The sequence below is a fragment of the Klebsiella sp. RHBSTW-00215 genome, from assembly GCF_014103785.1.
Taxonomy (GTDB): domain Bacteria; phylum Pseudomonadota; class Gammaproteobacteria; order Enterobacterales; family Enterobacteriaceae; genus Klebsiella.
The window spans coordinates 3,809,210-3,835,857 of the sequence record NZ_JABXQS010000001.1; the positions used below are offsets into that span (position 1 = coordinate 3,809,210).

A 26,648-nucleotide genomic window follows, 5' to 3' on the forward strand; every position below is an offset into this window, starting at 1 on the left:
ACAGCGATTCTGACTCTGACAGCGACTCCGATTCCGACAGTGACTCGGATTCTGACAGCGATTCCGACTCCGACAGCGATTCGGACTCCGACAGCGATTCTGATTCCGACAGTGATTCGGATTCTGACAGCGACTCGGATTCGGATAGTGATTCGGATTCAGACAGCGATGTCGAGGCTATCCCAGATAGCAACAGCCCGGACGTTGTGGCACTGGAAGGTAACCTGAACAGTTACGGCGGCACCAGCGGCCAACTGGTTGGCGTGACGTTACTCAGCTCCGTGGATGTCTCACTGCTGTCGGGTAGTAACTTCCGCTTCAGCGTTGGCTCTGGAACCGTCGAAGATATGACGGTATCGGTGAGCGGTAACTCGCTGTTAACGGTTAGCGGATTACTGACCACGATCGTCAACCTGCTGGGGGCTGGAAACACGCTGAACGCCGATCTCTCGGTCGTGAATACCGCTACCGGTGAAGTGGTAGCGATTGCGGCAAATAGCGTGTCTATCTCGGCGAGCCTGATTGGCGGACTCACCTATAGCGGCACGGCGTCGTTCGCGAACCTGCCGGCAGGCGATTACACCATGGTCATCTCTTCGCCGAATAGTACCGGCACCCTGGTATCGCTGATAAACGCGCTGGCTGCGGCTCAGGTGGCAACCTTCGTCAACGTTGATGTGACGGACTCCGTAGGCTACAGCGTTGGGGCCATTGAAGGCAATGTGCTGGATACCACATCCAGCGGGGATATGGCGGACAGCGGCAGCGGAATCACGGTCACAAGTGCAGTCTCTGATTCGGTTCAGGGGTCAACTGCCGTGACGGTCACCAGCGGTGGTGTGAATGTGGCAGGCGCTTACGGCGTGCTGACGATTCACTCTGATGGTAGCTATAGCTACCAGTTGACCAAAGGTGGAGCTGCCATCGGTAAATCGGATGTCTTTAGCTACACCATTACTGATGCCGGGGGCCATACCTCCACAACATCGTTGACTATCAACATTGGTGGAAATATCGAGCCGGCGCAGGCCAATCCGGATACGCAGGATACGGATCTGACTGCGACGTTCGACACGCTCAATGGAGAAAGTGGCACTATCGGGCAGCTTGTCGGGGTTTCGCTGCTTGGTTCGGTCAGCGTATCTGCCCTCAATGGTAATAGCTTTGATTTTGATGTGGCCGCTGGTTCGAATGAAAAAGTGCAGCTTGCTGTTTCAGGAAGTGCCGGGCTCAGTGTGGCGGCGATCCTGAGCCTGCTGGGCGGCGCCTCGTCCTTTACGGCGGATCTCTCTATCGTCGATAAGACTACCGGATTGGTTGTTGAAGTGCTGTCGAATGCGGTCAGCATTAATGCGAGCGGTATTAACCTGGTCTATAGCGGAGGCGGCTGGACTTCCATGTTGCCTACAGGCTCCTACACGGCAATTGTCTCTTCACCATCGACAACAGGGATCCTGAAATCACTGCTGGACCTGAACCTGGGGACCTATGTCAACGTATCGGTCGCTGATTCTCAGGGGTATCACACGGATAGCCTTGCGGGTAACGTGCTGCAAAGCGACGTTGGTGGTGACGTTGCGGATACCGGGGTGAATATTAAGGTGGCGAGCGTAACGGCTACTTCGGTTAACGGATCCGAACCCGTGTCGGTAAGCAGCAGCGGAACGACGATAGCGGGCGCATGGGGATCGTTGACCATCCATAGCGACGGTAGCTATACCTATCAGCCTTATGGCGGTGTGAATAGCGTCGGTAAATCGGAGGTCTTTACCTACACCATCACCGATAGTTTGGGCCACACGGCGAGCACCACGCTGACGATCGATATTGACAGCCCGGCGTCGCTGGCGGTGAATGATGTGGTTGCGCTGAATGTCGCTACGGCGCTGGCAACGTCTGTTCCGGCTAGCATCAACGCGGCGAATCTGGCCTCTTCCGGAGCTTCAGGGACGGGGTCGACGAAGACTATCAACTTTAGCGTTGCTGCAGGGCATGAGCAGGATAATACGTCTCTGGCGCTGAGTTTGTCGGGCAAAACGAACAGTGGGTTAGCGAGCGGCACAATAACTTTCGCAGGCACGGTGATCCTCTATCATCTGGTTGATAATGGTAGCGGCGGTACAACCAGCGTGGAAGTCTGGCGGGATACGTATTCAAAAGGGGTATTCTCCCTCCTGGGGGCGACGAGTTCAGACAGCGTGACACTCTCTGTCGGTAGCCTGGCGGAAGGGAACTATACATTGAGCCTGCAAAATAACGTGACAGCGGGAACTGCTTCCACTTATACCCTCGGAGGTGCGGTAACGGGGGTAGTGATTGATACTGTCACTCACTACACGGTGGCAGGAACCAACGTTAGCGGGAACATCCAGAACGGAAACAACTCAGGCGGTACGGAGGATTTCCATGGCGTACTGTATGCCTCATACACCGTCGCCGGACATACTTCCACTGGCAGCGCCGAATCCTGGACCTTCAACAGTAACGGCAGTATCACCACCAGCAACGGTAGTGCAGTAAGCGGAACCAGCGTCACAATTTTCGGTGATTATGGCAATCTGACGATGGCGAATAACGGCTCTTATACCTACAGTCTGAAGGCAGGTATGGATGTCTCGACGATAACGCATAAGGAGGTCTTTGCGTACACGGTGAACGACAGCAATGGCGTTTCGTCCGGGGCGACACTGACCATCGATCTGCATCCGCAGATTACCGGCAGCATTAATGGCGATGATATCCACAGTACCGCTTATAACGATACCTTCACCATGGGGGTCGGGGCCGATACGGTGGTTTACAACCTGTTGGCTGATGACAATACCGGCGGCAACGGCAGCGATACCTGGAAGGACTTCTCGGTAGCGCAAGGGGACCACATAGATGTATCGGCGCTGCTGGTCGGCTGGGATGGAAACAGTAGTAGCCTGGGCAACTATGTCACTCTGAGCTACGTCGGCAGTAATACGGTGGTATCAATCGACCGCGACGGTGGGGCTGGCAACCATCAATCAACAACCTTAATTACGCTGGAAGGGGTACATATCAATACGCTCAACGAGCTGCTTGATACCAATAACTCCAACTAAGGCGTGTTACACCGATGACAGCACAGGGAAGTGCTGTCGAGGTTATTTTATCGCGGAGGAATGAATTCGGGCAGTGAACCGGGAAATAGCAGACTACTATTAAATAAAAACAATGATGCGGAAATCATAATATCCGTTTTTCAGTGCGTGCTTTCTGAAGGGTAAATTTGATGCGCCTATTTAAACAAAAAGGGATTGTCATAACCTGCGGCTATGCCGCCTTATTTATTTCACTCAATCCTGCATTTGTGGTGAATGCAGAAAGCTCATATTTAATGCCGAATGATATTAGTAGCCAGCGCTTAACCGATAGCCAGCAGATAGCGGGGTACAATGAAGAGATTATTAATAACCAAACCCGAATATCCGGCCCGCTTGATATTAAAAAAGCGGTGAAAAATGCAGTCAACTGGCATCCATCTATTACTCAGGAGGTGAGCAAGCTCCAGGAAATGGCGCAAAAAGTAGATGTGGCGAAGGCCAAATATTACCCGCAAATTAGTGCGGGTATGAATAATGGTTATACAAACTCTTATTCTGATGCCGGATATACACCATCACTGGTGGTATCGGTATCGCAAATGCTCTACGACTTCGGCAAAGTTTCCAGTTCGGTCAGAGCCGCAGATTCCGGCGTGGCCCAACAGCAGGCCACTGTCATGCTGAATATCGATCAGGTTGCTCATGATACCGCCGGGGCGGTGGTGCAGGTGCAGGGCTACCAAAAGCTGGTTGATATCGCAAAAGCACAGGTCGATTCGCTTAAACAGATTGGCGACCTTATTCGTCAGCGCAACGATGCGGGCGCGTCTTCGTTATCGGATGTTGTGCAAACCGATACCCGCGTGGAAGGGGCGCAATCTACGCTCTTGCAATATAAGGCGGCACTCGAACGCTGGAAAGCCACGCTAGCGACCTATATCGGCATCGGCGGGATCGCCACGGTAACGGATGAGGTGCCTCCGGGGATGGATGCCGCTTGTGCGGTATCCAAAATTGATTATCGTTCTGTTCCCGCAGTATTAGCCGCGCTGGCTCAGGCAGGCCAGGCTCAGGCGCAGTTGGATAACGCCAACGCGCAAATGCTGCCGACCATCTCCCTTGAACCTGAGGTCACGCACTACCTCAACGACAATTACGCCAACAGCGCGGCGCTCAATAAAACGCAATATTCCGCCTGGGTTAAGGTTCAGATGCCTATCTATCAGGGCGGGGCGATGACCGCCTCCCGCGACGCTGCCCAGCAAGGCCTGGCGGCGGCTAATGCGGCGATTAGAACTGCGCAACTGGACGCCAGCCAGAAACTGAACGCCTCTCGCGATGAAGCCGTTAACCTTGCCCAATCGCTGGGTATTCAGAAACGCCAGCAGCAGCTAGGGGAGCAAACCCGGGCGCTGTACCAGGATCAATATCTCCAGCTGGGTTCGCGCCCGCTGCTGGATCTGCTCAACGTCGATCAGGAAATTTACCAGGCCAGATTTAGCCAGGTCCTGACGGAATCGCAACTGCGCTCCCTTGAACTGGACTGCCTGTTTAGTACCGGCAAGATGCGCACGGTGTTCGCGCTGGAAAATCAAAATATCCAGGGCGTGGAGATCCGCCCATGACCACTCAAAATGAACGCGAAGGGGTGCCGCATTTGCTCGATTGGGCCAATGCCATCGCCTTTATCGCTAACCACTACCGGCAAAGCTTTTCACCCGGAACGCTGCATGCCGCCGCCGAGTGGGCAACGCAGAAGACCCTGCCGGAGGCGCTCCGGCATCTGGCGCGCCATGCCGGGCTAAACTGCCAGTTTTTATCCGCCACCGACCAGCGAATGTCGGCCTGGCGTCTGCCGCTGGTCATTCAGCTTCGCGATGGGCAGATTGCGGTTATTGAAAGCTTTGACGTGAACAATGCGGTCGGAGTGCGGTTTGTGAAAGAGCTTTCGCTGCTCAGCTATTGCCCGCTGGAAACCCTGCTGCCGGAAATAGAACAAACAATTGCTTTTCGCCCGTCGGCGCCGGAAAAGGACATTCGCAGCGAAAGCTATTTGACCCGCTTCCAGCCGGACTGGTTGCGCAAGATCGTTCTGAAAGATATTCGCCCCTATATGCATGTGATGCTGGCTTCGTTCGCCATTAACGTCCTGGCGCTGAGCGGCATTCTTTTTTCGATGCAGGTTTATGACCGGGTGATCCCGGCGCAATCTTATCCCACCTTATATGTCTTGTTCAGCGGCGTGGTACTGGCGGCGATATTTGCCTTTGCGTTGAAGATCATGCGCGGGCACGTGACGGATCTGCTCGGTAAACGTGGGGATATTCGCGTATCGGACCGGGTTTTCGGTCACGCGTTACGCCTGAAAAACAACGCGGTGCCGCGCTCGACAGGGAGCTTTATTTCGCAGATCCGCGAACTTGAGCAGGTGCGCGAAATGATGACCTCAACGATGATGACTATCGTGGCGGACCTGCCGTTCTTTTTACTCTTCCAGGTGGTGCTGTTTATTGTCTCGCCGTGGCTGAGCTGGATTGCGCCGGTAGCGACGCTCCTGATGATCCTTCCTGGCCTGTTATTGCAGCGTAAGCTCGCCGCGCTGGCAAATAAGAACCAACACGAAAACACCTTACGTAACGCTATTCTGGTGGAAAGTATTCAGGGCCTGCAGGATATCAAAATGATGCAGGCGGAAAGTCGCTTTTTGCATCAGTGGAACAGCTATATCGCCATTACCGCCGAGTCCGGTGTCAAAACGCGCAAGCTGACTCACGGCCTGGTGAGCTGGGGAATGTCGGTACAAAACCTGCTCTATGCCGTGGTGGTGGTGGTCGGTGCGCCGCTGGTGATCAGCGGCGATATCACCACCGGGGCGATGGTGGCGGCATCGATGTTATCGACCCGCATGGTGGCGCCGATGACCGCGTTGTGTGGCGTGCTTGCCCGCTGGCAGCAGGTGAAAACGGCGAAAGCCAGCCTCGACAATCTGATGGCGCTACCGGTGGAGGGCGGCCAGGACGAACCCCGCGTTCATCGCGCTGTGCTGCACGGCAACTACGAGTTTCGTCAGGCGGAATTTCGCTATGGCCTTAACGACGCCACTGTCCCCCTGCGCATTAACCAATTATCAATTAAAGCCGGAGAGAAAATCGCCATTCTCGGGCGTATCGGTGCCGGTAAATCAACCTTGTTACAGGCGATGATGGGCAACGTCGAGCTGGCTTCCGGCGAGCTGCGCCTGGATGACCTGAGCCTGCCGCAGATCGATCTTGCGGATATTCGCCGCAACGCCACCTTGTTGACTCAGGAAGCGCGTCTGTTCCACGGCACGCTGCGTGAAAACCTGATGCTTGGACGCCCGGCAGCGACCGATGATGAAATCTTCTCGCTGTTGACTTTGTGCGGCGCGCTGGAGTTTGTGCGCAAACTGCCCCTTGGTCTTGAACACGTCATTATGGAGGGCGGGCTGGGGCTTTCCGGCGGTCAGCGGCAGTCACTGCTGCTCGCAAGAACGCTGCTGCGCGACCCGAACATCATCCTGCTCGATGAACCGACCTCGTTTTTTGACGAGCGCACGGAAAAAGCCTTTGTGGATCAGTTGGCGCAATGGGCCGGAGAGAGAACGATGATTATCGCCACCCATAAAGCCGCAGTCCTTAATATTGTTGATCGGATTCTGGTTATTCAGGACGGACAGCTGGCGCTGGATAAACCGAAAGCAACCGTTTTTGAACAAGAGAAAGCTCGCGCTCAGGTGGTGAACATATGAATAAGCCGGGCAATGTTGTATTACCAGCGCTGACTGATAACGACCCGGTCGCGCTGCTGCCGGATAGCGAAGAAGATGAAGCGAAGATCGTCAAATCGCGTCGGTTAATTTTGGTATTGGCAATGATGCTACTTGTCGGTGGCGTCTGGGCATGGTTCGCGGTGCTGGACGAAGTCTCCACGGGCACCGGCAAAGTGATCCCCAGCTCCCGCGAGCAGGTGATACAGACTCTCGATGGCGGCATTTTAACCGAGCTGAACGTGCGAGAAGGTAGCAAGGTTAAAGCCGGGCAGGTAGTGGCTCGTCTTGACCCGACCCGCAGCGAATCAAACGTCGGCGAAAGCCAGGCGAAGTACCGCGCTTCGCTGGCCGCCAGCATTCGCTTAACCGCTGAGGTTAACAACCAGCCGCTGGTGTTTCCCGACACGCTGAAAGCCTGGCCTGCGCTGTTGGCGGAAGAGACTCGCCTGTACCATAGCCGTAAGGATCAGCTGATCAAATCCACGCGTCAACTGGATGAATCGCTGAAGCTGGTCAATAGCGAACTGGCCATTACCGAGAAGCTGGCGAAAACCGGAGCGGCGAGCAATGTTGAAGTGCTGCGCCTGCGCCAGCAGGTGGCGGATATTGGCTTTAAAAAAATCGATATCAATACGCGCTATTTTGTTGACGCTCGTGAACAGCTATCAAAAGCCAATGCCGACATCGCCAGCCTGGCGGAAGTGATTAAAGGCCGCGCCGATTCGGTCACCCGCTTAACGGTGCGTTCGCCGGTGCAGGGGATTGTTAAAAATATCAAGGTCAACACCATTGGTGGGGTTATTGCGCCCAACGGTGAGTTAATGGAAATTGTCCCCATTGACGGACGTTTATTAATTGAAGCACGGATCTCACCGCGCGATATCGCGTTTATTCATCCTGATCAGCAGGCGCTGGTAAAAATTACCGCTTATGATTATGCCATCTACGGTGCGCTGGAAGGTGTGGTGGAAACAATCTCACCGGACACGACCCAGGATGAGGCTAAACCGGATATTTACTACTATCGGGTGTTTATTCGCACCGATCACGATTACCTGGAAAATAAACACGGCAAACGCTTTTTAATTGGTCCAGGGATGATTGCCACCGTCGATATTAAGACCGGTGAAAAAACGGTGATGGATTATCTGGTTAAACCGTTTAATCGGGCAAAAGAAGCTCTAAGGGAACGCTAATAGGATTGCTGACGGAACCACTCGGTCAGGGCGACGAGTCCAGGCGATATTGGTTTTCGTAGGTCGAGTAAGGCGTAAGCCGCCACCCGACAATAATGTGGCGCAATATCCAAAACGGATTTGTCGGCAGTCACTAATAATAATTTTTTAAACATGCAATGCAGTTTTGAATATACGGAGAGGGAAAGATGGCGCTAAGCGATTTACTACAACATGCCTGCTTTCAGGCCAAAAAATTAACATCCGCCGCATTGCCCTCTGATTATCCGGCATGGGTTATCTTCTTTAGCGTCAGCGATGGCAAAGAGCGCGCGCATGTGCACATAGCGACAGGAACCAGCTTCGATCTCGCCTGGCTGGCAGGGGCTCGAGCCTTGCAAGCGTGGCGTAAGAAACAAGACAACGAGCCGCAATGGCTGCGCGTCGACGTGGTGGACAGCGTTGAAAAGCTGAGCTGGCAATCGCTCAGTGAAAAATTCCTCATTACCAAGCGCAACTATTTCCGCTTCGGCCTCGCGTTTGACCCGCAGTTTAGCTGCGCAATGCTCGAACAAGAGATTGCCGGAAACGCGCTGCTTTATGATGGTGATAACGGCGTGGTCGCGCCGAATAGCGTTAATCTGCAAAACTACGCCCAGCGGCGGTTTAAGCAAGAGCTCAACTGGCCAGAAGACCCACAGCAGCCTTTCTGGCGTTTCAAAACTCAGGGTGTCTTCTGCGATCGCTTTGGCGCAAAAGTGATTGAACATGACGGGCGGGGCTCCGGCTATCGCACGATTGGTGAAAACTGGCAGGATGAGTGCCTGGGCGAGGTGATTAAAAAAGGCACCGATTATTTAGCCCGCCAGGTAAAGAAAGACGGCCTCTATCATTACGGCTGGTTTCCCTGTTTCGACCGGCCAGTTCGCTCTTATAACGCGCTGCGCCATGCCAGTTCCACCTATTCGCTGATTGAAGGCTGGGAGGCCACGCGCCAGCCCGCGGTACGTGAGGCGATAGACCGGGCGATTGCGTATCTGGTGAGTCACCTGATTGAAGTCCGCACGCTGGACGATGGCCGCGAGGCCGCATTTCTGTGCGACATTGGCGACGAGATCAAACTCGGCGGCAACGCCGTCAGCATTCTGGCGCTGGTGAAGTACACCGAAGTCACTGGGGACAAGCAATATCTGCCGCTGATGGCGCAACTCGCGACCGGGCTTGCGTTTATGCAGGATCCGCTCAGCGGCGAGTTTGTCCATGTACTGAACAGCAAAGATCTGTCGCTGAAAGCCAAATTCCGCATCATCTATTACGATGGTGAAGCCGCTTTTGCCTTAATGCGCCTGTACGGCCTGACCAAAGAAGCACAGTGGCTGGAGATGGTGGAAAAAGCTTTCGCCTACTTCATTAAAAATAAACACTGGCAGCATCACGATCATTGGCTGAGCTACTGCGTCAACGAGTTGACCCGCTTTCGCCCGGAAGAGAAGTACTTTCGCTTTGGCCTGAGCAACGTGCGCGATCATCTTGATTTCGTGCTCCATCGCGTCACGACCTATCCTACGCTGCTTGAACTCATGATGGCGGCGTCTGAAATGGTGACCCGGCTGGATGCGTCGCCGGAGCATCGGCATTTGCTGAATGATTTTGACCAGCAGAAGTTCTGGCAGGCGCTGGAAACCCGTGCCCGCTATCTGTTGAACGGCTTTTTCTGGCCCGAACTGGCGATGTTCTTTAAAAATCCCGCGCGGATCGTTAACAGCTTCTTTATTCGCCACCACAGCTATCGCGTGCGAATTGATGATGTGGAGCACTATCTTTCCGGTTTTATTGCTTATCAGAAATATCATTTAGCGGCAAAAAAGCCGCCGCTCCAGCAGGACGACGCATTGCAGTCGAATAACGCGACCCCTGTTTTCCTGCTGGAGATGCTGCGCGATGTTGGCAATGGTATCGAAGTGGCGGCTATGCGCCGGGCGAAACTGTTTACCGAACATCTGCGCACCGTACCGTGGCTAATTACCACGACGTGGGATCCCGCGTTACCGAAAACGGTAAAAGCGCTGAAAGCTCGCGGCGCGCTACCCGAAGAGGTGTCGGTTTATAATATTTATCAGTGGCTAAGTGACTGCCGGGAGATGAAGATACTCACCGCGCTGGCACCGTTAGCGGGTAATATTGAACTCAGGCACGCTGTAAATCCCGATGCGGATCTGCCAGTGGGTAAAAACAATTATCTGCAGCGCCCTCAGGGAAATATCATTGAGGATTATCTTGATTGCGCGGGGAATATTCTTTTGCGCAAATGCTATGACGAGAAAAAAGCCAATGTGCAGTTAAGCTATCTTGAAATTGCCCTGGCGAACGGTGAAATGAAACGCTTTGCGCAAGAGGAAGCATTTTTCTCCTGGATGCTGGAAACCATGCTGGCGGGAAGAGGGAGCTGGCACTTTATTGTCGATAAGAATAAAACGTGGAAAAACTTTGTCTGCTCGCGCCCAGCCCAGCGTATGACGTGCTCGCTGAGCGCTATCATTCACTCTCATCACCAGTTGTCCAACGGTGAGCTGAAAAGCTCGTACCGGCATATTTTGCAACAACCGGACCTTGTGGATACGCTAATTATCTTGACCGATGAACAGTGGCAAGACTTGCAACAAGAAGGATTCCCGCACAAGCAAATGGCGGTGATTCCAAACCACCTGGATAACAGCAATATCCCTGCGGCCCCACAGAAAATTCCTTCACAAACGGTGATCTACCTGGCGCGCTATTCAGCGGAGAAACAGCATACCTTGCTGTTGAGCGCATTTCGCCAGGTTGTGGCGGCGATCCCTGGCGCGCAGTTGCATACCTATGGCGTTGGGCCGCTGCGGCGCAACTTAAGTGCACAGGTGGCGGAGTGGGGGCTTGAGCAGGCGATCCATATTAACGGCTTTACGTCGGATATCGCCCTGGCGCATAAAACGGCCTGCTGCACGGTGCTTTGCTCGACCCAGGAGGGGCAGTCTATTTCTGCCGTTGAAGCGATGGCCTACGGCACGCCGCTGATTAGTTTTGCGATTAAATACGGTCCGCGCGATATCCTGCAGGATATGCAGGCCGGGATTCTGGTGCCCTGCGGTGATGAAGACGCTTTGGCGGCGGCGTTGATAAAAGTCATCTCCGACAAAGCGTTGCAGCAAAGTATGCAGCAAGCTGCGCTGAGTAACGCTCAGCGCTATTACGCCAGCGCCATTGCCAGGCGCTGGGCGGCATGGCAGGAGGCAAGCGAGCGGTTGATCGTTGATGATGAGGAACCGTTGGTCGGAACTGGTCGGGCGGCTAACGTTGGATAGCCGTGCTCTTCGGTTTCGTTCGGAGGCGCGATGAGGCGAATCATCGCGCTGCTGCTGGCATCCTGCTGCTGCTCGCCGCTTGCGGCCCGCGATGTGCTGCAGGTTTCCCGCTGCGTGCCCGGTGCTTTGCTCCACGAGCATCGACTGGAAAAAGTGCACGTAGTGGATGACTTTCATATTTACTACAGCCTGCAGGGTAAGGATGCCCTGCAATATCCGCAGGATAGCCTCGGGGGAGGCGTGCCGGATGTGATAACGGATATCGGAAGCCAGCTCCAGGCGGCGCAATATCTTTATACTACGCTGCTGGGGTTACATTCACCGCTGCAGCAGAAGATCTACGCCCAGGCCCGGCAGATTAATATCTACCTGCTGACTCTCCCAAAAGGCAACGGTCTGGCCTTCGATCGCGTAGCGGCGGAAACCATGAACGATGGCACTCTGCTTCCCTGCGGATTAAAAATTGTGCTTAACGCTGCGCTACAGCCCGCACGTAACGTTACTCCTGCCCACGAGCTTTTCCATTTGTACCAGTACGGCTACGCGGTGTTTAAACAAAAATGGTATCTGGAAGGGATGGCGCGCTGGATGGAAAATGCGTTCAGGCCCGCAGAAAAAAGAATCGCGCCGTTAGCTGAACTTCCTGCTTGCGAGAGTAACTTTTCTCGTGGCTATAATGCGGCGGCCTTCTGGGCTAGCTACGCACAGCACGCTTTCCCGGCGATAATCTTGCCGAATAAGGTGCTGGCATATCGCTATGTTGATGGCAGCCCGGTGTTTAAAATCCAGTCGCTGCCAGGGGGAGAGATGCTGCGGCCATTTTTTCAACAGTTAGCGCAAAGCAGCGCAGGTATTTCCCGCGAAATGAAGCTGGCTAATACCCGCTGGACTGAGAAACAGCAGCGGGACGAACAGTTCAACAGTCTGATTTGCCAGGCGCTGGTAAATACCGTCATAAAATGACAGGCAATAAAAGACCCGCAGCGCGGGTTTTTAGATCAGTTACGCAGTCTTGGCGCCTGAAGCTGCTGACGAATCGTTCTGGCCAGTTCATCCATTGAGGGTTGTTCAGGGTGTTCGTCGCTGGGTTCGCTGCTTAGCTGCGCTTCCGCAAGGTAAGTGTGAATCGGTTGCCCATCATCGTCTTCCATAACCACGTGATACCATGGGGCCATGCGCAGTTCGTCGTTAGCGGCGATTTCGTCCTCTTCCGGCTCCGTGAGCGAGTACTCAGGATCGACATCCACAATGACGCCCAGGTAACCCAGGAGCGTGTGGCGAACCTGTTGGCCGATACCGAATTTGCTGGCTATCATAAGCACCTCCTGGGAAACGTGATTACCCGCTATACCTGTCATACTTCAAGCTGCATGTGCGTTGGCTTTCCTCGCTCACCCCAGTCACTTACTTGAGTAAGCTCCTGGGGATGTAACGCGGGACATCCTTGTCCCTCACCAGAGGCAGCCTTCGGCTGTTCAAATTCGTTCCCGACGAATTTGTCCCTGCGTCGCCGTCTTCCTGCAACTCGAATTATTTAGGGTATAAATGCGGGCAGATTCTCCACTTTTCAACTTACATGATGCGACAGGCAACCCCTTTCAGATACAGCCCTTCCGGGTAGGTTGCAATCACCGGGTGATCGGCAGCCTGACGGAACTGCTCTATAAATTGTACATCACGCCCGGCATCCAGGGCGGCATCGGCGATGATTTTCTGAAATAAATCGGTGGTCATCAGGCCGGAGCAGGAGAAGGTCAGCAGCACGCCGCCGGGGTTCAACAACTGGATCGCCAGCATGTTGATGTCTTTATAGCCGCGGCAGGCGCCCATCAGCTGGCTTTTGTTTTCAACGAACTTCGGCGGGTCCATCACAATAACATCGAACTTTTCGCCTTGATCGCGATATTTACGCAGCAGCTTGAAGACGTCATCACGGACAAATTCCGCTTTCGATAGATCCAGCTTATTCAGCTCAACGTTCTGTTTTGCGACGTCCAGCGCTTCCTGTGAGGTGTCAACGCTGACCACCTGACTGCAGCCGCCCATCAACGCGGAAATGGCAAAACCACCGGTATAGGAGAAGCAGTTCAGCACGCGCTTATCCGCAACATAACGACGCGTCGCCAGACGGCTGTCGCGCTGGTCGAGGTAATAACCGGTTTTGTGACCACCCTGAATATCCACCAACAGCTGCATACCATGTTCGGTAATTGGCAGCAGGGCAGGCGGCAGTTCGCCGACGACCGGCCCCTGCGCCAGATCCAAACCCTCTTTTTTGCGCACCGCGACGTCGCTGCGATCGTAGATAGAGCAGTTCGGGAACAGCGTTTGCAGCGCGCTAACGATAGGCGCACGCTGATATTCCGCACCGGCGCTCAGCAGCTGCAGAACAAAAAAGTCGCCAAAACGGTCGATAGTCACGCCCGGCAGGCCGTCGGATTCACCGGCAATCAGACGATAACTATCAAGGCCGTCGCGGGCCGCCAGCCACTCGCGCCAGGTCTGCGCCTGTTGCAGGCGACGTTCGAAGAAGGCGTTGTCGATGGTTTCATCGCGATCAAAGCTCCAGACGCGGGCGCGGATCTGTGAAGAAGGTGAGAACGCCCCGCGGGCCAGCCATTTTCCCTGCGAATCAACGATATCGATGGTTTCACCGGAGCGGGCTTTACCTTCCATCCGGGCGACAGCACCGGAGAAAATCCATGGATGGCGACGCAGCAGGGATTTCTCGCGTCCTTTGGTTAACACTAAGCGGGGGAAAACGGAATCTGTCATGGGGCTACCTTTAAGCAACAGGGATGTCGGCACCGAAAAATGGCGCGTAGGTTAGCACAAGTGGCCGATGCAAGCACCATTCCACCGGTATTGACAGGTGAGCGTTTCGGCACAAAACACAGGCGCTTTGGCACAATAAAAATCACGCCAGGATCTTACAGTGTTTTCCTCACGCATGGAGGAAAACACAATGAAAACAGAATTAAAATTAGCGGCCGCGATAATAGCTATGATGAGCGGCGTGGCGACTGCCGCCCCCTTTAGCGTCAGCAGTGCGGATATGCGCGAAGGCGCGACTCTGGCGCAGGCGCACTGGTTTGGCGGCTTTGGCTGCTCAGGCGGAAATATCTCACCGCAAATCGCCTGGAAAAATGCGCCTGCGGGCACCCGCAGTTTTGCAGTGACCGCTTACGACCCGGATGCGCCAACCGGCAGCGGCTGGTGGCACTGGACGGTCGTCAATATCGCCGAACAGGTGGCGAGTTTGCCCGCTGGCGCTGGCGACAAAAATAACGCTAAACTGCCTGCTGGGGCGGTACAAGGGCGTAATGACTTTGGTTATGCAGGTTTTGGCGGCGCGTGTCCGCCTGCCGGAGACAAACCTCATCGCTATCGCTTTACGGTGTGGGCGCTTGATACGCCGACATTACCCATTGATGCCCAGGCTAGCGGGGCGTTAGTCGGTTTTATGTTGCATAGCCACGTAATCGCCAGCGCGGAATTAACAGCGATGGCCGGGCGATAAACAAAAATAAGGGCAGCCTGATGCGGAGTATCAATTTTCAGCATAATGCTTTAACGGCGGCGGAAATCACCACCCGGCGATTATGCAAGCTGCATCGCGTCACGCTGTTTTCACCTGCGCTCTGTCGGGTAAATCGTGGCAGTAAGGTGATTGTGCAGGGCGTCAGCCAGATGCTGGCGACCCCGCAGCAGCTGATTATTCTGCCTGCCGATGTTGAGCTTGAAGTGATCAATCAGCCGGAAAATGGGCTATTTTGCTCCGATCTTCTTTCATTAACTCCGGAACTGCTGGCGGATTTTAAGGCTCTCTATATGAACGAGCCGCAGGCCGGGCGTCTGACATCGCTGTGCGCGCCGCTGGCCCCTGAACTGACGTTTATGTGGCAGAACGTCCTGCAGGCGGTACGCGGAGGGCTTTCCGCCCAGTTACAGCATCATCAGGCAATGGGATTGCTGTTGGCGCTGTATCAGGCAGGATACGCCGGACCCTTGCTCAACGAGCGGCAGCAGGATTTAACCGGTCAGGTCAGGCAAATTATCATGCTGTCGCCAGCCGAGACGTGGAGTGTGGCGAAAGTCGCTAAAATGCTGTTTCTGGGCGAATCGACGCTGCGCCGCCGCCTGCAACAGGAGTCACGGAGCTTCCGCCAGATAGTGGAAGAGGTGCGTATGGCCTACGCGCTGGGGCAATTACAGTCGACGTCGCGGCCCATTGGTGAAATTGCGCTAAACAGCGGCTACCTGTGCGGATCGCGTTTTACCGCCCGTTTTCGCCAGCACTATGGCGTATTGCCCAAGCATGTCCGCTGAAAGAATTTGCTATCCTCAGTATTGAGTCATTAGCCGAAAAGGAGAGGGAACATGGCAACGATTTGCACGATGGCGTGGGTATACGGTTCCGTTCAGGGTGTCGGCTTTCGCTATTCAACCCAGCGTGAGGCGCTACGGCTCGGGCTAACGGGTTATGCGCGTAATCTTGATGACGGTGGCGTAGAGGTTCTCGCCTGTGGCGAATCTCAGCAGGTGGATAAGTTAATTGACTGGCTGAAGGCCGGTGGGCCACGCAGCGCGCGGGTCGACAGAGTGCTGACAGAACCCCATCAACCCACCAGAGAGTGGCAAAAATTCGCCATTCTGTATTAGATGCATTTGACCGGTTTGGGCAGCCCGGCAATCTTTGTCGCCTGCTTAGCCGGGCCTTTCGGGAACAGACGGTAAAGGTAGCGGCTGTTGCCTTTCTCTTCGCCGAACTTATTCGCCATCGCTTTCACCAACATACGAATGGCCGGTGAAGTATTGAACTCCAGGTAAAAGTCGCGCACAAAGCGCACCACTTCCCAATGCTCGGCGGACAGGGTAATCCCTTCCTGCTCAGCGATAACTATCGCCATCGCTTCATTCCACTGGGTGGTATCTTTCAGATAACCGTCGTTATCGGTCTCAATTTCATTGTCTTCAAAGATAAACATAATTTTTCACATACCGCTGAAACTGGCGGCAGTGTAGCAAAAAATAAGGCCCCGCATAAGCGGGGCCTCGGAACTGCCGGGGAGAAGGTTAGTCTCTGCTGGCGAAGCCAAGGATGCTCAGCAAGCTGACGAAGATGTTGTACAGCGAGACGTACAGGCTAACGGTCGCACGGATGTAGTTGGTTTCACCGCCGCGGATGATGTTGCTGGTCTCAAACAGGATGGCGCCTGAAGAAATCAGGATAAACACCGCGCTGATCGCCAGGTGCAGAGCCGGCAACTGCAGGAAAATGTTGGCGACCATACCGATAAGTACGACCACCACGCCCGCCATCAGCATCCCGCCAAGGAAGGACATATCTTTGCGCGTGGTCAGCACGTAGGCCGAGCAGCAGAAGAACACCAGCGCGGTACCGCCCAGCGCCAGACCAATCAAATCGCCCATGCCCGCAGACAGGTAAGCGTTAAGCATTGGCCCCAGGATATAACCCAGGAAGCCAGTAAAGGCGAACGCCGACAGAATGCCGACAGGCTTATTCGCCGTTTTATAGGTCAGGAACATCAGGCCATACATACCGACCAGCGTCAAAATCAGACCCGGAGAAGGTAGCATTAGCACCGTGCTGGCCGTCGCCGTAATGGCGGAGAATGCCAGCGTCAGGCTAAGCAGGAAATAGGTGTTTCGCAGAACTTTGTGCGTGCTGAGCAGCGATGAACGGTCACGCGACGATGTAATTATACGATCCATGAGTCACTCTCTTATGACAGATGTAATTAATAACCAAGCATAAAAAAAGCAGAGCTGAAGCCATAGTGCTTTTACCCATCTTTACTTAGCCCTGAACGGCTTTATATAGCATATTATTCCGTAAAATATCACGTGAATAGCATGTTCGTATGTTCAGTTTGAAGAATTAGATCTAAATCTGATAAGTAACTGAAAAATATTGTGTTATCGCCATTCTGCGACTAAGTCTGGAGAGGGTACAAACCAAACGTAATAAAGGCAAGGGATATGAAATCACAAAAATATAATCACATCACACGTGTGCTACTGGCGGTCGGCCTGTTCTCAATGGCAATCCCGGCGCAGGCCGCCCAGGTGCCGCCGGGAACGGTATTGGCAGAGAAGCAGGAATTAGTCAGAAATAACGGTAGCGAGCCATCATCGCTGGATCCGCATAAAGTCGAAAGTGACGTTGAGTTTAATATCCTCAGCGATCTCTTTGAAGGATTGGTCAGCGTTTCACCGGCGGGGGAGATCCAGCCTCGACTGGCGGAAAAATGGGAAAATAAGGATAACACCGTCTGGACATTTCATTTACGTCCAGGCGTAACCTGGTCCGACGGTTCGGCAATCACCGCGCAGGATGTTGTCTGGAGCTGGCAGCGCCTGGTCTCACCGCTTACCGCTTCCCCTTATGCGAGTTATCCTGGCAACATTCATATCGTCAACGCTGCGGAGATCGCGCGGGGGCAAAAAACGCCCGAGACGCTGGGGGTGAAAGCCATTGATGACACGACTCTTGAGGTAACTTTGAATCAGCCGAATGCGGCGTTCCTGGCAATGCTGGCACACCCTTCGATGGTTCCACTCGATAAAGTGCTCATCGCGCGTTATGGCGATAAGTGGACTAAGCCGGAGCATATGGTGACCAGCGGTCCCTATAAGCTCTCAACCTGGGTAGTGAATGAGCGCATTGTGGCCGAGCGCAATCCGCGCTACTGGGACAATGCGCATACCGTTATCAATAAGGTGACATATTTGCCGATAAGCTCCGAAGCTGCCGATGTGAACCGCTATAAAGCTGGTGAGATCGACATAGTGTATACCGTGCCGATTAACCAGTTTGCTCAGCTTAAAAAAACCATGGGCGATCAACTGAATGTTTCGCCGCAGCTGGCAACCTACTATTACGAGTTTAATACCACCCGTCCGCCGTTTAACGATCCCCGTGTACGTCGCGCGCTGAATATGGCGCTCGACAAAGATATTATCGCCGAGAAAGTGCTGGGGCAGGGACAGCGTCCGGCGTGGCTTATCAGTCAGCCGGAAGTTGGTGGAGTCAAACTGCAAAACCCGGAGTACGCCAGCTGGCCGCGCGATAAACGTATTGCCGAGGCGAAAAAGCTACTGAATGAGGCGGGCTATAATGAGGCTCATCCACTGATGTTTAATCTGCTCTACAACACTTCGGAATCGCACCAGAGAATTGCCATTGCTGCCAGTTCGATGTGGAAAAAGAATCTTGGCGTTGAGGTCAAGCTGCAAAACCAGGAGTGGAAGACCATGCTCGATACCATGCATACGCATAATTTTGACGCTGTGCGCTATTCGTGGATTGCCGATTATGATGACGCGGCGACTTTCCTTAATAACTTCCGTACTGGCGATAGTGAAAACACTACTCAATACAGCAATCCTGCCTACGATGAGGCGCTGCATAATGCGGCCAAAGCGGCTGATGCGGCGACCCGAGGTAAGTTCTACCAGCAGGCCGAGGATATGTTGGGGCAGGATGTACCTGCCGTTCCGGTTTATCACTACGTGCGTACACACTTGGTGAAGCCGTGGGTGGGTGGGTTCACGCCTGACAAGCTGGGGTATTACTACACCAAAGATATGTACATCAAAAAACACTAACGATGAGAGGGTGGTTTGCGCTGAAATTCTGCGCAAACCGCCTGAATTTCAGGCGAATAGCACGATTTTGTTTATTTTTAAGGCGGTTGAATAAAATCGTGCTTTACAGCCCGAACGGAGGTGTTTATAGTGCGCCTCATTGGAAGCGTGGCCGAGCGGTTGAAGGCACCGGTCTTGAAAACCGGCGACCCGAAAGGGTTCTAGAGTTCGAATCTCTACGCTTCCGCCAAATCTAAACCCCAAGCTATTATTTAGCTTGGGTTTTTTCGTTTTATACGGTTTCTGATGTGCTGTTCCCAGCTTTGAGCCATCGTGTCTCACTCAATGCTGCTGCGGATGTTACAGATGATGATCATCATGACTGTTTTGGTGGTTCGAGCAGGTAGCTGCCGCAATGATGTTTTCATCTTTTGTTGATGGCTCACGGCGGCAGCGTATAAGAGCGGACATTCAAATATCGGATTAAATACATCGTTAAATAACAGCGAGAGATCTTTCTAAAGCTATTTGCGGGTTGAGTAGCGCAATTCATCGACCAGCAGGCTAAACGCCGGCGTCGGCTGACGGTGACTCGGATAGTAAAGATGGTAACCGGAGTAGGGTTCACACCATTCTTCAAGAACGCGAACAAGCCTCCCGCAAGCGACATAAGGTTCAAGCTGGGCTTCTGGCAGGTACGCCAGTCCTCGCCCCTCAAGTGCCGCTCTCAGTATCATACTTCCGGTGTTAAAGACCAGCTGGCCGTCAACCCGTACATTTAGCTCTCGTCCATCTTTCTCAAACTCCCACGCATAAAGCCCACCATGCCCGGAAAGACGCAGATTTATACAGCTATGATCCGTGAGTTCCTGCGGAGTTACTGGAGCTGCCCTGTTACTGAAATATTCAGGCGATCCTGCCACCGCCATCCGCATATCAGGCGCAATACGAACCGCAATCATGTCTTTGGCAATGGTTTCCCCGGGGCGTACGCCGGCATCAAAACGATCTCTTACGATATCCGTCAGGCCATAATCCGTCAGGATTTCGACTTTAATATCGGGATAGTTTTTAACCAGGCGCGCCACCGCTGGCCAAAGCACCGACTCTGCGGCATATTCCGTAGCCGTAAGACGTATGGTACCAGCTGGCTTATCCCGTAATTCGCTCAGCACCATCAGTTGGCGCTGGATATCCTCGAGATGTGGCCCGATGGAGGCCATTAACCGCTCTCCGGCTTCTGTCGGCACGACCCGACGCGTCGTTCGGTTGAGTAACCGAAGCCCCAACTGAGCCTCAAGTCCGCGAACCGTCTGGCTTAGCGCGGACTGTGAAACGCCCAGCCGCTTTGCCGCTCGCGTAAAGTTTTGCTCTCTGGCAACCACCATAAATGCAGCGAGGTCATTCAGGTTCTGTTCGGACATTAAGAAGCTCTCCTTATAATTTCAATCTCATTTTAGCCTCTAATCACTTAATAAGTCCTTCGATATACTACTTTCGTTCACTAAATAACCATGCGTATCTTTTGAAGCAAGCAGATCATTATCAGCAACCAGCGAGGCTAAAGATGAAAGCAATTATTGCAGCAGCGGCCATGTCCGTTTTGGGGGCAGCGCAGGTTTGCGCTGAAAGTATTGAGATCCGTCGTAACGGCCAGACCCCTTCTGTCGTCGGCAAGGCAGATAACTTTTCAGGCCATGCGGTTGTCAGCCCGTTATTACCGCCTAACGAGTCGACGCGAGCCAGTCTGGGCCAGGTGGATTTCGCCCCGGGCGCGCGCACCGCGTGGCATACCCATCCCGCCGGGCAACTGCTGATCGTCACAACAGGCAAAGGGTGGGTTCAGGAAGAGGGTAAGGTTCGCCAGGATATTGCCCCGGGTGATGTCATCTGGATCCCTGCTACGGTCCGCCACTGGCATGGCGCCACGTCGACGTCCCCCATGAGTCACCTGGCCATGACGTATAGGGTGGAGGGTAAAAACGTGGACTGGCAGGAGCTTGTCTCTGACGAGCAATATCATTAACCCTGAAGGTCACGCTGCGTCTAAACAGGGCAATGGATCGTCGCATTGGTAATCAGCCAGCCTGATGACGTGGACGTTAACGAAATATTTTCCCGGCCGATAGCTCAGATTTATTAACCTCCGACAGGCGCGCCCGATTTTCCGGGGGTTAATACCATCTGGAAATAAGAAAAGCAGTCCTGATTAACAGCATTTTTGCACACGGGAAATTCTTACTGGAATTTCCTGAGGGCTACATCGTGCCCGAAAAATAAAAAACACCTATACCCGTCATACTTCAAGTTGCATGTGCGTTGGCTTTCCTCGCTCGCCCCAGTCACTTACTTCAGTAAGCTCCTGGAGACTCACTGCGTCGCCGCCTTCCTGCAACTCGAATTATTTAGGGTCTATGCGACATTCCGTTCATTAAAAGGTAAATGGCTGATTTATATGTCTGTAAAACATTATCACAATGCCTCCAGCGCTTCGGTCGTCGCAACGCTGATGCCAGTAATGGCCGCAGTCCTGGTCGGCTTTATCATTATCGGCGTGGCGCTGCCCGTCCTGCCGCTACATGTCAAAAATGACCTGGGTTTCGCAACGTTTATCGTGGGCCTGGTCGCCGGAGCACAGTTCGCGGCATCGCTTATTTCCCGCGTGTGGGCCGGGAGCTATTCCGACAGGCGCGGCGCCAAAAAAGGCGTGGTAGTCGGACTCATCGCCGCTGCCGTATCAGGGGGGATATACCAGGTGTCGCTCTGGCTGGTCGGTATTCCGCTACTGTCGGTAGCCGTCTTGCTTGCCGGGCGTGCGATCCTTGGTGGGGCGGAAAGTTTCATCATTACCGGCGCAGTGGCGTGGGGGTTGGCTCTGGTGGACAAAGAGCATGCTGGCAAGGTCATCGCCTGGATGGGCACCGCGATGTTTGCCGCTATGGCGCTCGGCGGGCCTGTTGGCTCACTGCTTTATGACGCGTTTGGCTTTGAGGCGATCGCACTTCTGACGCTGTTGCTTCCGTTGCTGGTGCTGATATATCTAGCACGCATGCCCGCAGTGGCACCTCATCAGCATGCAGCACAGGCTTCCTTTGGCTCAGTCATGCATGCGGTGTGGTTACCCGGCCTGGGCGCCGCGCTGGCCAGCACGGGCTACTGCGCTATTCTGGCCTTCAGTTCTCTTTATTACAGTGCTATGCACTGGCAGCCCGTCTGGATGGCGTTTACCGCCTTTGGCGTTGCGCTGATTATTGCCCGAACGGTTGCCGGACATCTGCCGGATCGTTTTGGCGGGGCGCGTATCGCTTTGATTTTTGTCCTCGTCCAGACCGCCGGAATGTTGCTGATTTGGCTTGCCAGTACTTCGCTAGTTGCCTCTGTAGGGGCCGCATTTGCAGGTTTCGGCTACTCATTGGTCTATCCGGGACTCGGTATTGAAGCCATTAGCGGCTCAAGCCCTCATAACCGGGGCATGGTCATGGGGATCTACACGGCATTCCTCGACGTGGCGATGGCTGTCGGCAGTCCCGCCCTTGGCTGGGTTGGCGGGCGTCTGGGGGTTAATGCCATATTCCTGACCGGCGCGCTGGTTGTGCTCTCCACGGCGGTTGTTGCATACCTGCTGATGAAACGCTCTGCATTAGCTAAACGAAAACCGGCCTGAAAAGGCTTAGAGCCTATCCCATTAGGGCTATCTCGCTTGCCATTTTGAACCTGGGCAGTGCTCAGAATCCTCACGTACTACGTGTACGCTCCGGTTCTTCCGCGCTGTCCGTGCTCAAACTGTCTGCGCCAATAACGCCTACTGGGATAGGCTCAGTTGTCCGAAGATTTATTCTTCCTCGGATATACCACTCCGTTTGTATTAACACCTTTGATTAATTCAGGAGATACCATGAAACAACATGCCAAAGGGAAATTAAAAACGCTGGCCGCACTGGCAATATTAGGCGTGACTCTAGGGATGGGAACCACCGTAGCCGCGGCTGCGGATATGTCCCATGGAGCAGACAATTTCTATAAAAGCGATAAAGTGAATTCGGCAACCGTTAAATTCAAAAATATTTATGGTATGGAAGTCACCGGCACGTTGTTTACCCCCCAAAATATGGATGCAGGGAAGAAATATAATGCCCTGATTGTTGGCCATCCTTTTGCCGCAGTAAGGCAGCAGGCTGCGAATCTCTATGCCACGAAAATGGCGGAAGCCGGTTTTGTCACTCTGTCTTTTGATCAGTCCTTCTGGGGAGAAAGTGCCGGCTCTCCGCGTGGGGCCGTGCTGCCTGATGTTTATGCTGAAAACTTCAGCGCCGCCGTTGATTTCCTGGGGACGCGCCCCTTTGTGGATCGGGACAACATTGGCGTGATTGGCATCTGCGGTAGCGGTGGTTTTGCCATCGCGGCGACAAAGGTGGATCCGCGTATTAAGGCTCTCGCCACCGTCAGCATGTACGATATGGGCGAATATTTCCGCACTGGTTTGAACCATGAGCGAACTGTGGAAATGAGAAACAGAGACCTGGCCGCCGCAGCTGAACAGCGTTACAAGACGTTTGAAACCGGTCAGCCCGTTTACGGGCCGGGGCAAAACGATCCGGTCTTTATTGAAGGTAAAGAGTCTAATGACTTTTATCAGACGGAGCGCGGAAAAGTGGCATCTAACGATCGCCGGTCTACCCCTGCGACTTACGCTAAATTTATGAACTTCCATCCGTTTATTGACATCGAGTCCATATCACCACGCCCGATACTGTTTGTTGTTGGTGACTCTGCGCCTTCCCGAACCTATACCGACACGGCATATAAGATGGCGGCAGAGCCGAAAGCGCTCGTGGAGATCAAAGGGGCTAACCGTATTGATTTGTATGACCGCGTTGAGTTGATACCGTGGGATAAGCTGGTCTCATTCTTTAATACCAATCTGAATTCCAATAAATAACATCTTATTTAAACGGCACAGCTTTTCGTGCCGTTATCACTAACAATATAAAAATGGAGAATTTTATGATTAAACCTATTTTGCTTGCTCTGGTTTCACTGACCGCCGTGTCATTCTCGTCAATAGCTTCTGAGGCTGAGGGTATTAAGGTGAAAATCACTGCTGGAGACCAGATAATGACGGCAACATTTTATGATAATGCAACCACCCGGGCGCTGGTTTCCCGATTCCCGCTGACGCTGCCGATGGAAGATTTATACAACCGGGAGATGTGTTATCGCTTCCCCGACGCTTTACCGGCCAATGAACAGCAAACCAGCGGATATGAAGTGGGTGATATCGTCTACTGGGCGCCTCGCCACAGCTTTGTCATCATGTATGAACAAAACAATGAACGAATCAGCCATCTTCAGAAGGTTGGACGTATTCACTCTGGTGTAGGGCTTTTCAGGCGTACTGGCAACACTGATGTGACATTCGAAATTGCAAACTAACGCGCAATTTACTACCGCGAACGGTTAGATTTTCAGGGTATCAATAACGATACGCAGGGCGGGGGACACGTTGCGATGAGGATAATAAAGAAACAACCCCTCCATTCTTACGCTGTAACGCTGCAACACCCTGATAAGCTTACCTTGCTCCAAATCATCAGCAACCAGCTCGACAGGGATATAGGCCAGCCCCAGACCCAGCCGGGCGGCTTCTGCTTCCATATAGCTGTCAGATAAGGCCCATTGCCCTTCAGGTCGATGAGTGATTTTTTTATCATCCTGGTTGAGTTCCCATTGGTATAGGCTTCCGTCGGCAAACTGATAGGCGATACAGGGGTGCGTCTTTAAATCCGCCGGGGTTTGCGGAAAGCCGTAGCGCCGAAAATGCTCAGGGGTACCTACAATGGCCATTTCCATATCGGGCGTAATGCGTACTGCAACCATACCCTGGCCCACTTCGGGTCCCAGACGGATGCCCGCGTCGAATCTTTCCTCGATAATATCGACGAACCGGCTCTCATTCATCAGCTCAAGCCTGATATCAGGATAGCGCTGTTTAAATACCGAAAGCTTTGGCAGCAGGCATTTATCAATAGCGTGCTGGCTGGCATTGATACGGACCGTGCCGGAGGGCGTTTCACGATAGTGCGCCAGCGTGGCAAGCCCAAGGTCTAATGTATCAAACCCCGACTCTGTCTTCTGGTAGAGCTGCTCTCCGGCTTGCGTCAGCGACAGCTTGCGCGTGGTACGCACCAGAAGCTGGACACCCAATCTCTCTTCAAGCTCACGAACAGATCGACTAATCCCTGATTGAGCAAGCCCAAGCCGTTGCGCCGCAGCGGTAAAACTACCTTCTCTTACCACCTGCATAAACAGATAAAGCTCGTTGTAGTTCTCTCTTTTCGCCATTGATTATCACTCGCCATACACAGCATTAATTTATAACAATATGGTATTAATCTTAGCAGCTATAGCCCTCTAATCAGCACTAATTCTGCTAACTATAATGAGCCCATCTAAACAAAGCGCAGCAGCGTTGTCCGTAAGAAACCTGTATCTCTCTCTTGTTTTTCATGGGGATTTTTCATGAATGCTATCGCCCGAACGCTAAAAACCGCTATGCCTGCCATGCTGCTATTCGCATCATTAAGTGGAGTAACGACAATGAGTTATGCCGATTCAAATAATCCAAATACCCCCGTTTCCATGATCGAAAAATGGGATAAGACCTTCGCCGAGAGCAATAAAGTCGATCACCGTAAGGTCTCGTTTCAGAACCGATATGGCATCACGTTAGTGGGCGATCTTTATCTTCCAAAAGATCGGGGCGATCGCAAGCTGGCGGCGATTGCCGTCAGTGGGCCTTTTGGCGCGGTGAAGGAGCAATCCAGCGGTCTGTATGCGCAGACTCTGGCAGAGCAGGGGTTTGTTACGCTGGCTTTTGATCCGTCTTATACGGGGGAAAGCGGCGGTTATCCACGTAACGTCGCTTCACCGGATATCAACACAGAAGATTTCAGCGCGGCGGTGGATTTCTTAGGATTACAAAAAGAGGTGGATCGCAATCGTATCGGGCTGCTCGGTATTTGCGGCTGGGGCGGCATGGCGTTAAATGACGCCGCGATGGACACCCGCGTCAAAGCGGTGGCCACCAGCGTGATGTACGACATGAGCCGGGCAATGGGTCATGGCGTGGGCGATGGCAAAGACCGTTATTCAACCACTGACCGCCATGCTGTACTGCAGTATCTGAATGAACAGCGCTGGAAAGATGCGGAAAGTGGGACGTTCGCACACGCTGGCCATGATGTTAACGTCGACAGCAACGGTAAGGCCAGCGCGGGCGAACGTATCCTGCCTGAGGTGTTACCGGCGGATCCTCATCCGATAGTGAAAGAGTTCTTTGATTACTACCGCATGCCGCGCGGTTTCCACGCGCGTTCCGTTAACTCGACCGGGGCGTGGACGGCAACGATGCCGCTGTCGTTTATGAATATGCCGCTGCTGAGCTACGCCAGTGAAATCACCATTCCGACGCTTATTGTGACCGGTGAAAAAGCGCATTCACGCTATTTTGCTGAAGATGCTTACAAGGCCGTCGGTAGCAAAGACAAAGAGCTGGTGGTGGTTCCGGGCGCAAACCATGTGGACCTGTACGATAACGTTGCTGGAAAAATACCTTTCGCGAAGTTTGAACAGTTTTTCAAAACCAACCTGAAATAAACCC

At 53.4% G+C, this 26,648-nt stretch carries 21 protein-coding genes and 1 tRNA gene; 16 read left to right on the top strand and 6 right to left on the bottom strand.

Going from position 1 to position 26,648, the window contains the following annotated elements; genetic code table 11:
- Nucleotides 1-206 precede the first annotated feature (206 nt).
- The 6 genes from HV127_RS18045 (at nucleotide 207) to HV127_RS18070 (ending at nucleotide 12,340) form a co-directional block, all read left to right on the top strand.
- Entirely contained in the window at nucleotides 207-3,089 is a 2,883-nt protein-coding gene (locus HV127_RS18045) for a type I secretion C-terminal target domain-containing protein (protein ID WP_228727474.1), read from the top strand.
- Nucleotides 3,090-3,259: 170 nt separating this feature from the next.
- Nucleotides 3,260-4,696 carry a TolC family outer membrane protein gene (locus tag HV127_RS18050; protein WP_182237680.1) on the top strand — a complete coding sequence of 479 codons (1,437 nt, stop codon included), beginning with the start codon at nucleotides 3,260-3,262 and terminating at the stop codon, nucleotides 4,694-4,696.
- The gene (locus HV127_RS18055; protein WP_182237681.1) at nucleotides 4,693-6,840 is read left to right on the top strand and encodes a type I secretion system permease/ATPase; all 2,148 of its coding nucleotides are present in this window, start codon (nucleotides 4,693-4,695) and stop codon (nucleotides 6,838-6,840) included. Before HV127_RS18050 ends, HV127_RS18055 begins: the two co-directional genes overlap by 4 nt.
- Complete coding sequence (locus tag HV127_RS18060; protein ID WP_182237682.1) at nucleotides 6,837-8,057, top strand: HlyD family efflux transporter periplasmic adaptor subunit; 1,221 nt, start codon at nucleotides 6,837-6,839, stop codon at nucleotides 8,055-8,057. Before HV127_RS18055 ends, HV127_RS18060 begins: the two co-directional genes overlap by 4 nt.
- Before the next feature lie 188 nt (nucleotides 8,058-8,245).
- The gene (locus HV127_RS18065; RefSeq protein WP_182237683.1) at nucleotides 8,246-11,377 is read left to right on the top strand and encodes a glycosyltransferase; all 3,132 of its coding nucleotides are present in this window, start codon (nucleotides 8,246-8,248) and stop codon (nucleotides 11,375-11,377) included.
- A gap of 30 nt (nucleotides 11,378-11,407) precedes the next feature.
- A complete protein-coding gene (locus HV127_RS18070; protein ID WP_182237684.1) occupies nucleotides 11,408-12,340 on the top strand; it encodes a peptidase in 933 nt (310 codons plus the stop codon).
- Nucleotides 12,341-12,375: 35 nt separating this feature from the next.
- On the opposite strand, the gene hspQ is transcribed toward HV127_RS18070, so the two are convergent.
- On the bottom strand, nucleotides 12,376-12,693 hold the full coding sequence (hspQ, locus tag HV127_RS18075) for a heat shock protein HspQ (protein ID WP_182237686.1): 318 nt from the start codon (nucleotides 12,691-12,693) through the stop codon (nucleotides 12,376-12,378).
- Nucleotides 12,694-12,949: 256 nt separating this feature from the next.
- The gene (gene rlmI / locus HV127_RS18080; RefSeq protein WP_182237688.1) at nucleotides 12,950-14,152 is read right to left on the bottom strand and encodes a 23S rRNA (cytosine(1962)-C(5))-methyltransferase RlmI; all 1,203 of its coding nucleotides are present in this window, start codon (nucleotides 14,150-14,152) and stop codon (nucleotides 12,950-12,952) included.
- A 190-nt stretch (nucleotides 14,153-14,342) separates the two neighbouring features.
- Here rlmI and HV127_RS18085 point away from each other — a divergent pair, with 190 nt between their 5' ends.
- From HV127_RS18085 to yccX, 3 genes are read left to right on the top strand one after another with little or no spacing between them, the layout of a single operon-like run.
- Nucleotides 14,343-14,897: a YbhB/YbcL family Raf kinase inhibitor-like protein gene (locus tag HV127_RS18085; protein ID WP_182237690.1), complete on the top strand. Its 555-nt coding sequence runs from the start codon at nucleotides 14,343-14,345 to the stop codon at nucleotides 14,895-14,897.
- Between the two features lie 20 nt (nucleotides 14,898-14,917).
- Entirely contained in the window at nucleotides 14,918-15,706 is a 789-nt protein-coding gene (locus HV127_RS18090) for an AraC family transcriptional regulator (protein ID WP_182237692.1), read from the top strand.
- A gap of 51 nt (nucleotides 15,707-15,757) precedes the next feature.
- Nucleotides 15,758-16,039, top strand: coding sequence for an acylphosphatase (gene yccX, locus HV127_RS18095; RefSeq protein WP_182237694.1), 282 nt, complete (start codon nucleotides 15,758-15,760; stop codon nucleotides 16,037-16,039).
- On the opposite strand, the gene tusE is transcribed toward yccX, so the two are convergent.
- Both tusE and yccA read right to left on the bottom strand, forming a co-directional pair.
- Nucleotides 16,036-16,365 carry a sulfurtransferase TusE gene (gene tusE / locus HV127_RS18100; protein WP_182237696.1) on the bottom strand — a complete coding sequence of 110 codons (330 nt, stop codon included), beginning with the start codon at nucleotides 16,363-16,365 and terminating at the stop codon, nucleotides 16,036-16,038. The two genes, yccX and tusE, sit on opposite strands and share 4 nt — an antisense overlap.
- 88 nt (nucleotides 16,366-16,453) lie before the next feature.
- The gene (gene yccA, locus HV127_RS18105; RefSeq protein ID WP_112215297.1) at nucleotides 16,454-17,113 is read right to left on the bottom strand and encodes an FtsH protease modulator YccA; all 660 of its coding nucleotides are present in this window, start codon (nucleotides 17,111-17,113) and stop codon (nucleotides 16,454-16,456) included.
- Between the two features lie 267 nt (nucleotides 17,114-17,380).
- Between yccA and HV127_RS18110 the strand changes: the two genes are divergently transcribed.
- Complete coding sequence (locus tag HV127_RS18110; protein WP_182237698.1) at nucleotides 17,381-19,009, top strand: ABC transporter substrate-binding protein; 1,629 nt, start codon at nucleotides 17,381-17,383, stop codon at nucleotides 19,007-19,009.
- A 141-nt stretch (nucleotides 19,010-19,150) separates the two neighbouring features.
- Nucleotides 19,151-19,238 (top strand) — tRNA-Ser (locus HV127_RS18115).
- A gap of 274 nt (nucleotides 19,239-19,512) precedes the next feature.
- On the opposite strand, the gene HV127_RS18120 is transcribed toward HV127_RS18115, so the two are convergent.
- Nucleotides 19,513-20,412: a LysR family transcriptional regulator gene (locus HV127_RS18120; RefSeq protein ID WP_182237700.1), complete on the bottom strand. Its 900-nt coding sequence runs from the start codon at nucleotides 20,410-20,412 to the stop codon at nucleotides 19,513-19,515.
- A gap of 143 nt (nucleotides 20,413-20,555) precedes the next feature.
- Between HV127_RS18120 and HV127_RS18125 the strand changes: the two genes are divergently transcribed.
- The 4 genes from HV127_RS18125 (at nucleotide 20,556) to HV127_RS18140 (ending at nucleotide 24,421) form a co-directional block, all read left to right on the top strand.
- Nucleotides 20,556-21,014 (top strand): cupin domain-containing protein, encoded by a 459-nt coding sequence (locus tag HV127_RS18125; RefSeq protein ID WP_182237701.1) that lies wholly within the window; start codon nucleotides 20,556-20,558, stop codon nucleotides 21,012-21,014.
- A gap of 429 nt (nucleotides 21,015-21,443) precedes the next feature.
- The gene (locus HV127_RS18130) at nucleotides 21,444-22,652 is read left to right on the top strand and encodes an MFS transporter (RefSeq protein WP_182237702.1); all 1,209 of its coding nucleotides are present in this window, start codon (nucleotides 21,444-21,446) and stop codon (nucleotides 22,650-22,652) included.
- 231 nt (nucleotides 22,653-22,883) lie between these two features.
- Nucleotides 22,884-23,927 carry an alpha/beta hydrolase gene (locus tag HV127_RS18135; RefSeq protein ID WP_182237703.1) on the top strand — a complete coding sequence of 348 codons (1,044 nt, stop codon included), beginning with the start codon at nucleotides 22,884-22,886 and terminating at the stop codon, nucleotides 23,925-23,927.
- Between the two features lie 65 nt (nucleotides 23,928-23,992).
- On the top strand, nucleotides 23,993-24,421 hold the full coding sequence (locus HV127_RS18140; RefSeq protein ID WP_182237704.1) for a cyclophilin-like fold protein: 429 nt from the start codon (nucleotides 23,993-23,995) through the stop codon (nucleotides 24,419-24,421).
- Nucleotides 24,422-24,445: 24 nt separating this feature from the next.
- Here the strand turns inward: HV127_RS18140 and HV127_RS18145 are convergent, their stop codons facing one another.
- Nucleotides 24,446-25,330 (bottom strand): LysR family transcriptional regulator, encoded by an 885-nt coding sequence (locus tag HV127_RS18145; protein WP_182237705.1) that lies wholly within the window; start codon nucleotides 25,328-25,330, stop codon nucleotides 24,446-24,448.
- Between the two features lie 255 nt (nucleotides 25,331-25,585).
- On the opposite strand from HV127_RS18145, the gene HV127_RS18150 reads away from it, so the two are divergent.
- Nucleotides 25,586-26,644, top strand: a complete 1,059-nt coding sequence (locus HV127_RS18150; protein ID WP_182237706.1) for an alpha/beta hydrolase — start codon at nucleotides 25,586-25,588, stop codon at nucleotides 26,642-26,644.
- The last annotated feature ends 4 nt before the right edge of the window (nucleotides 26,645-26,648 follow it).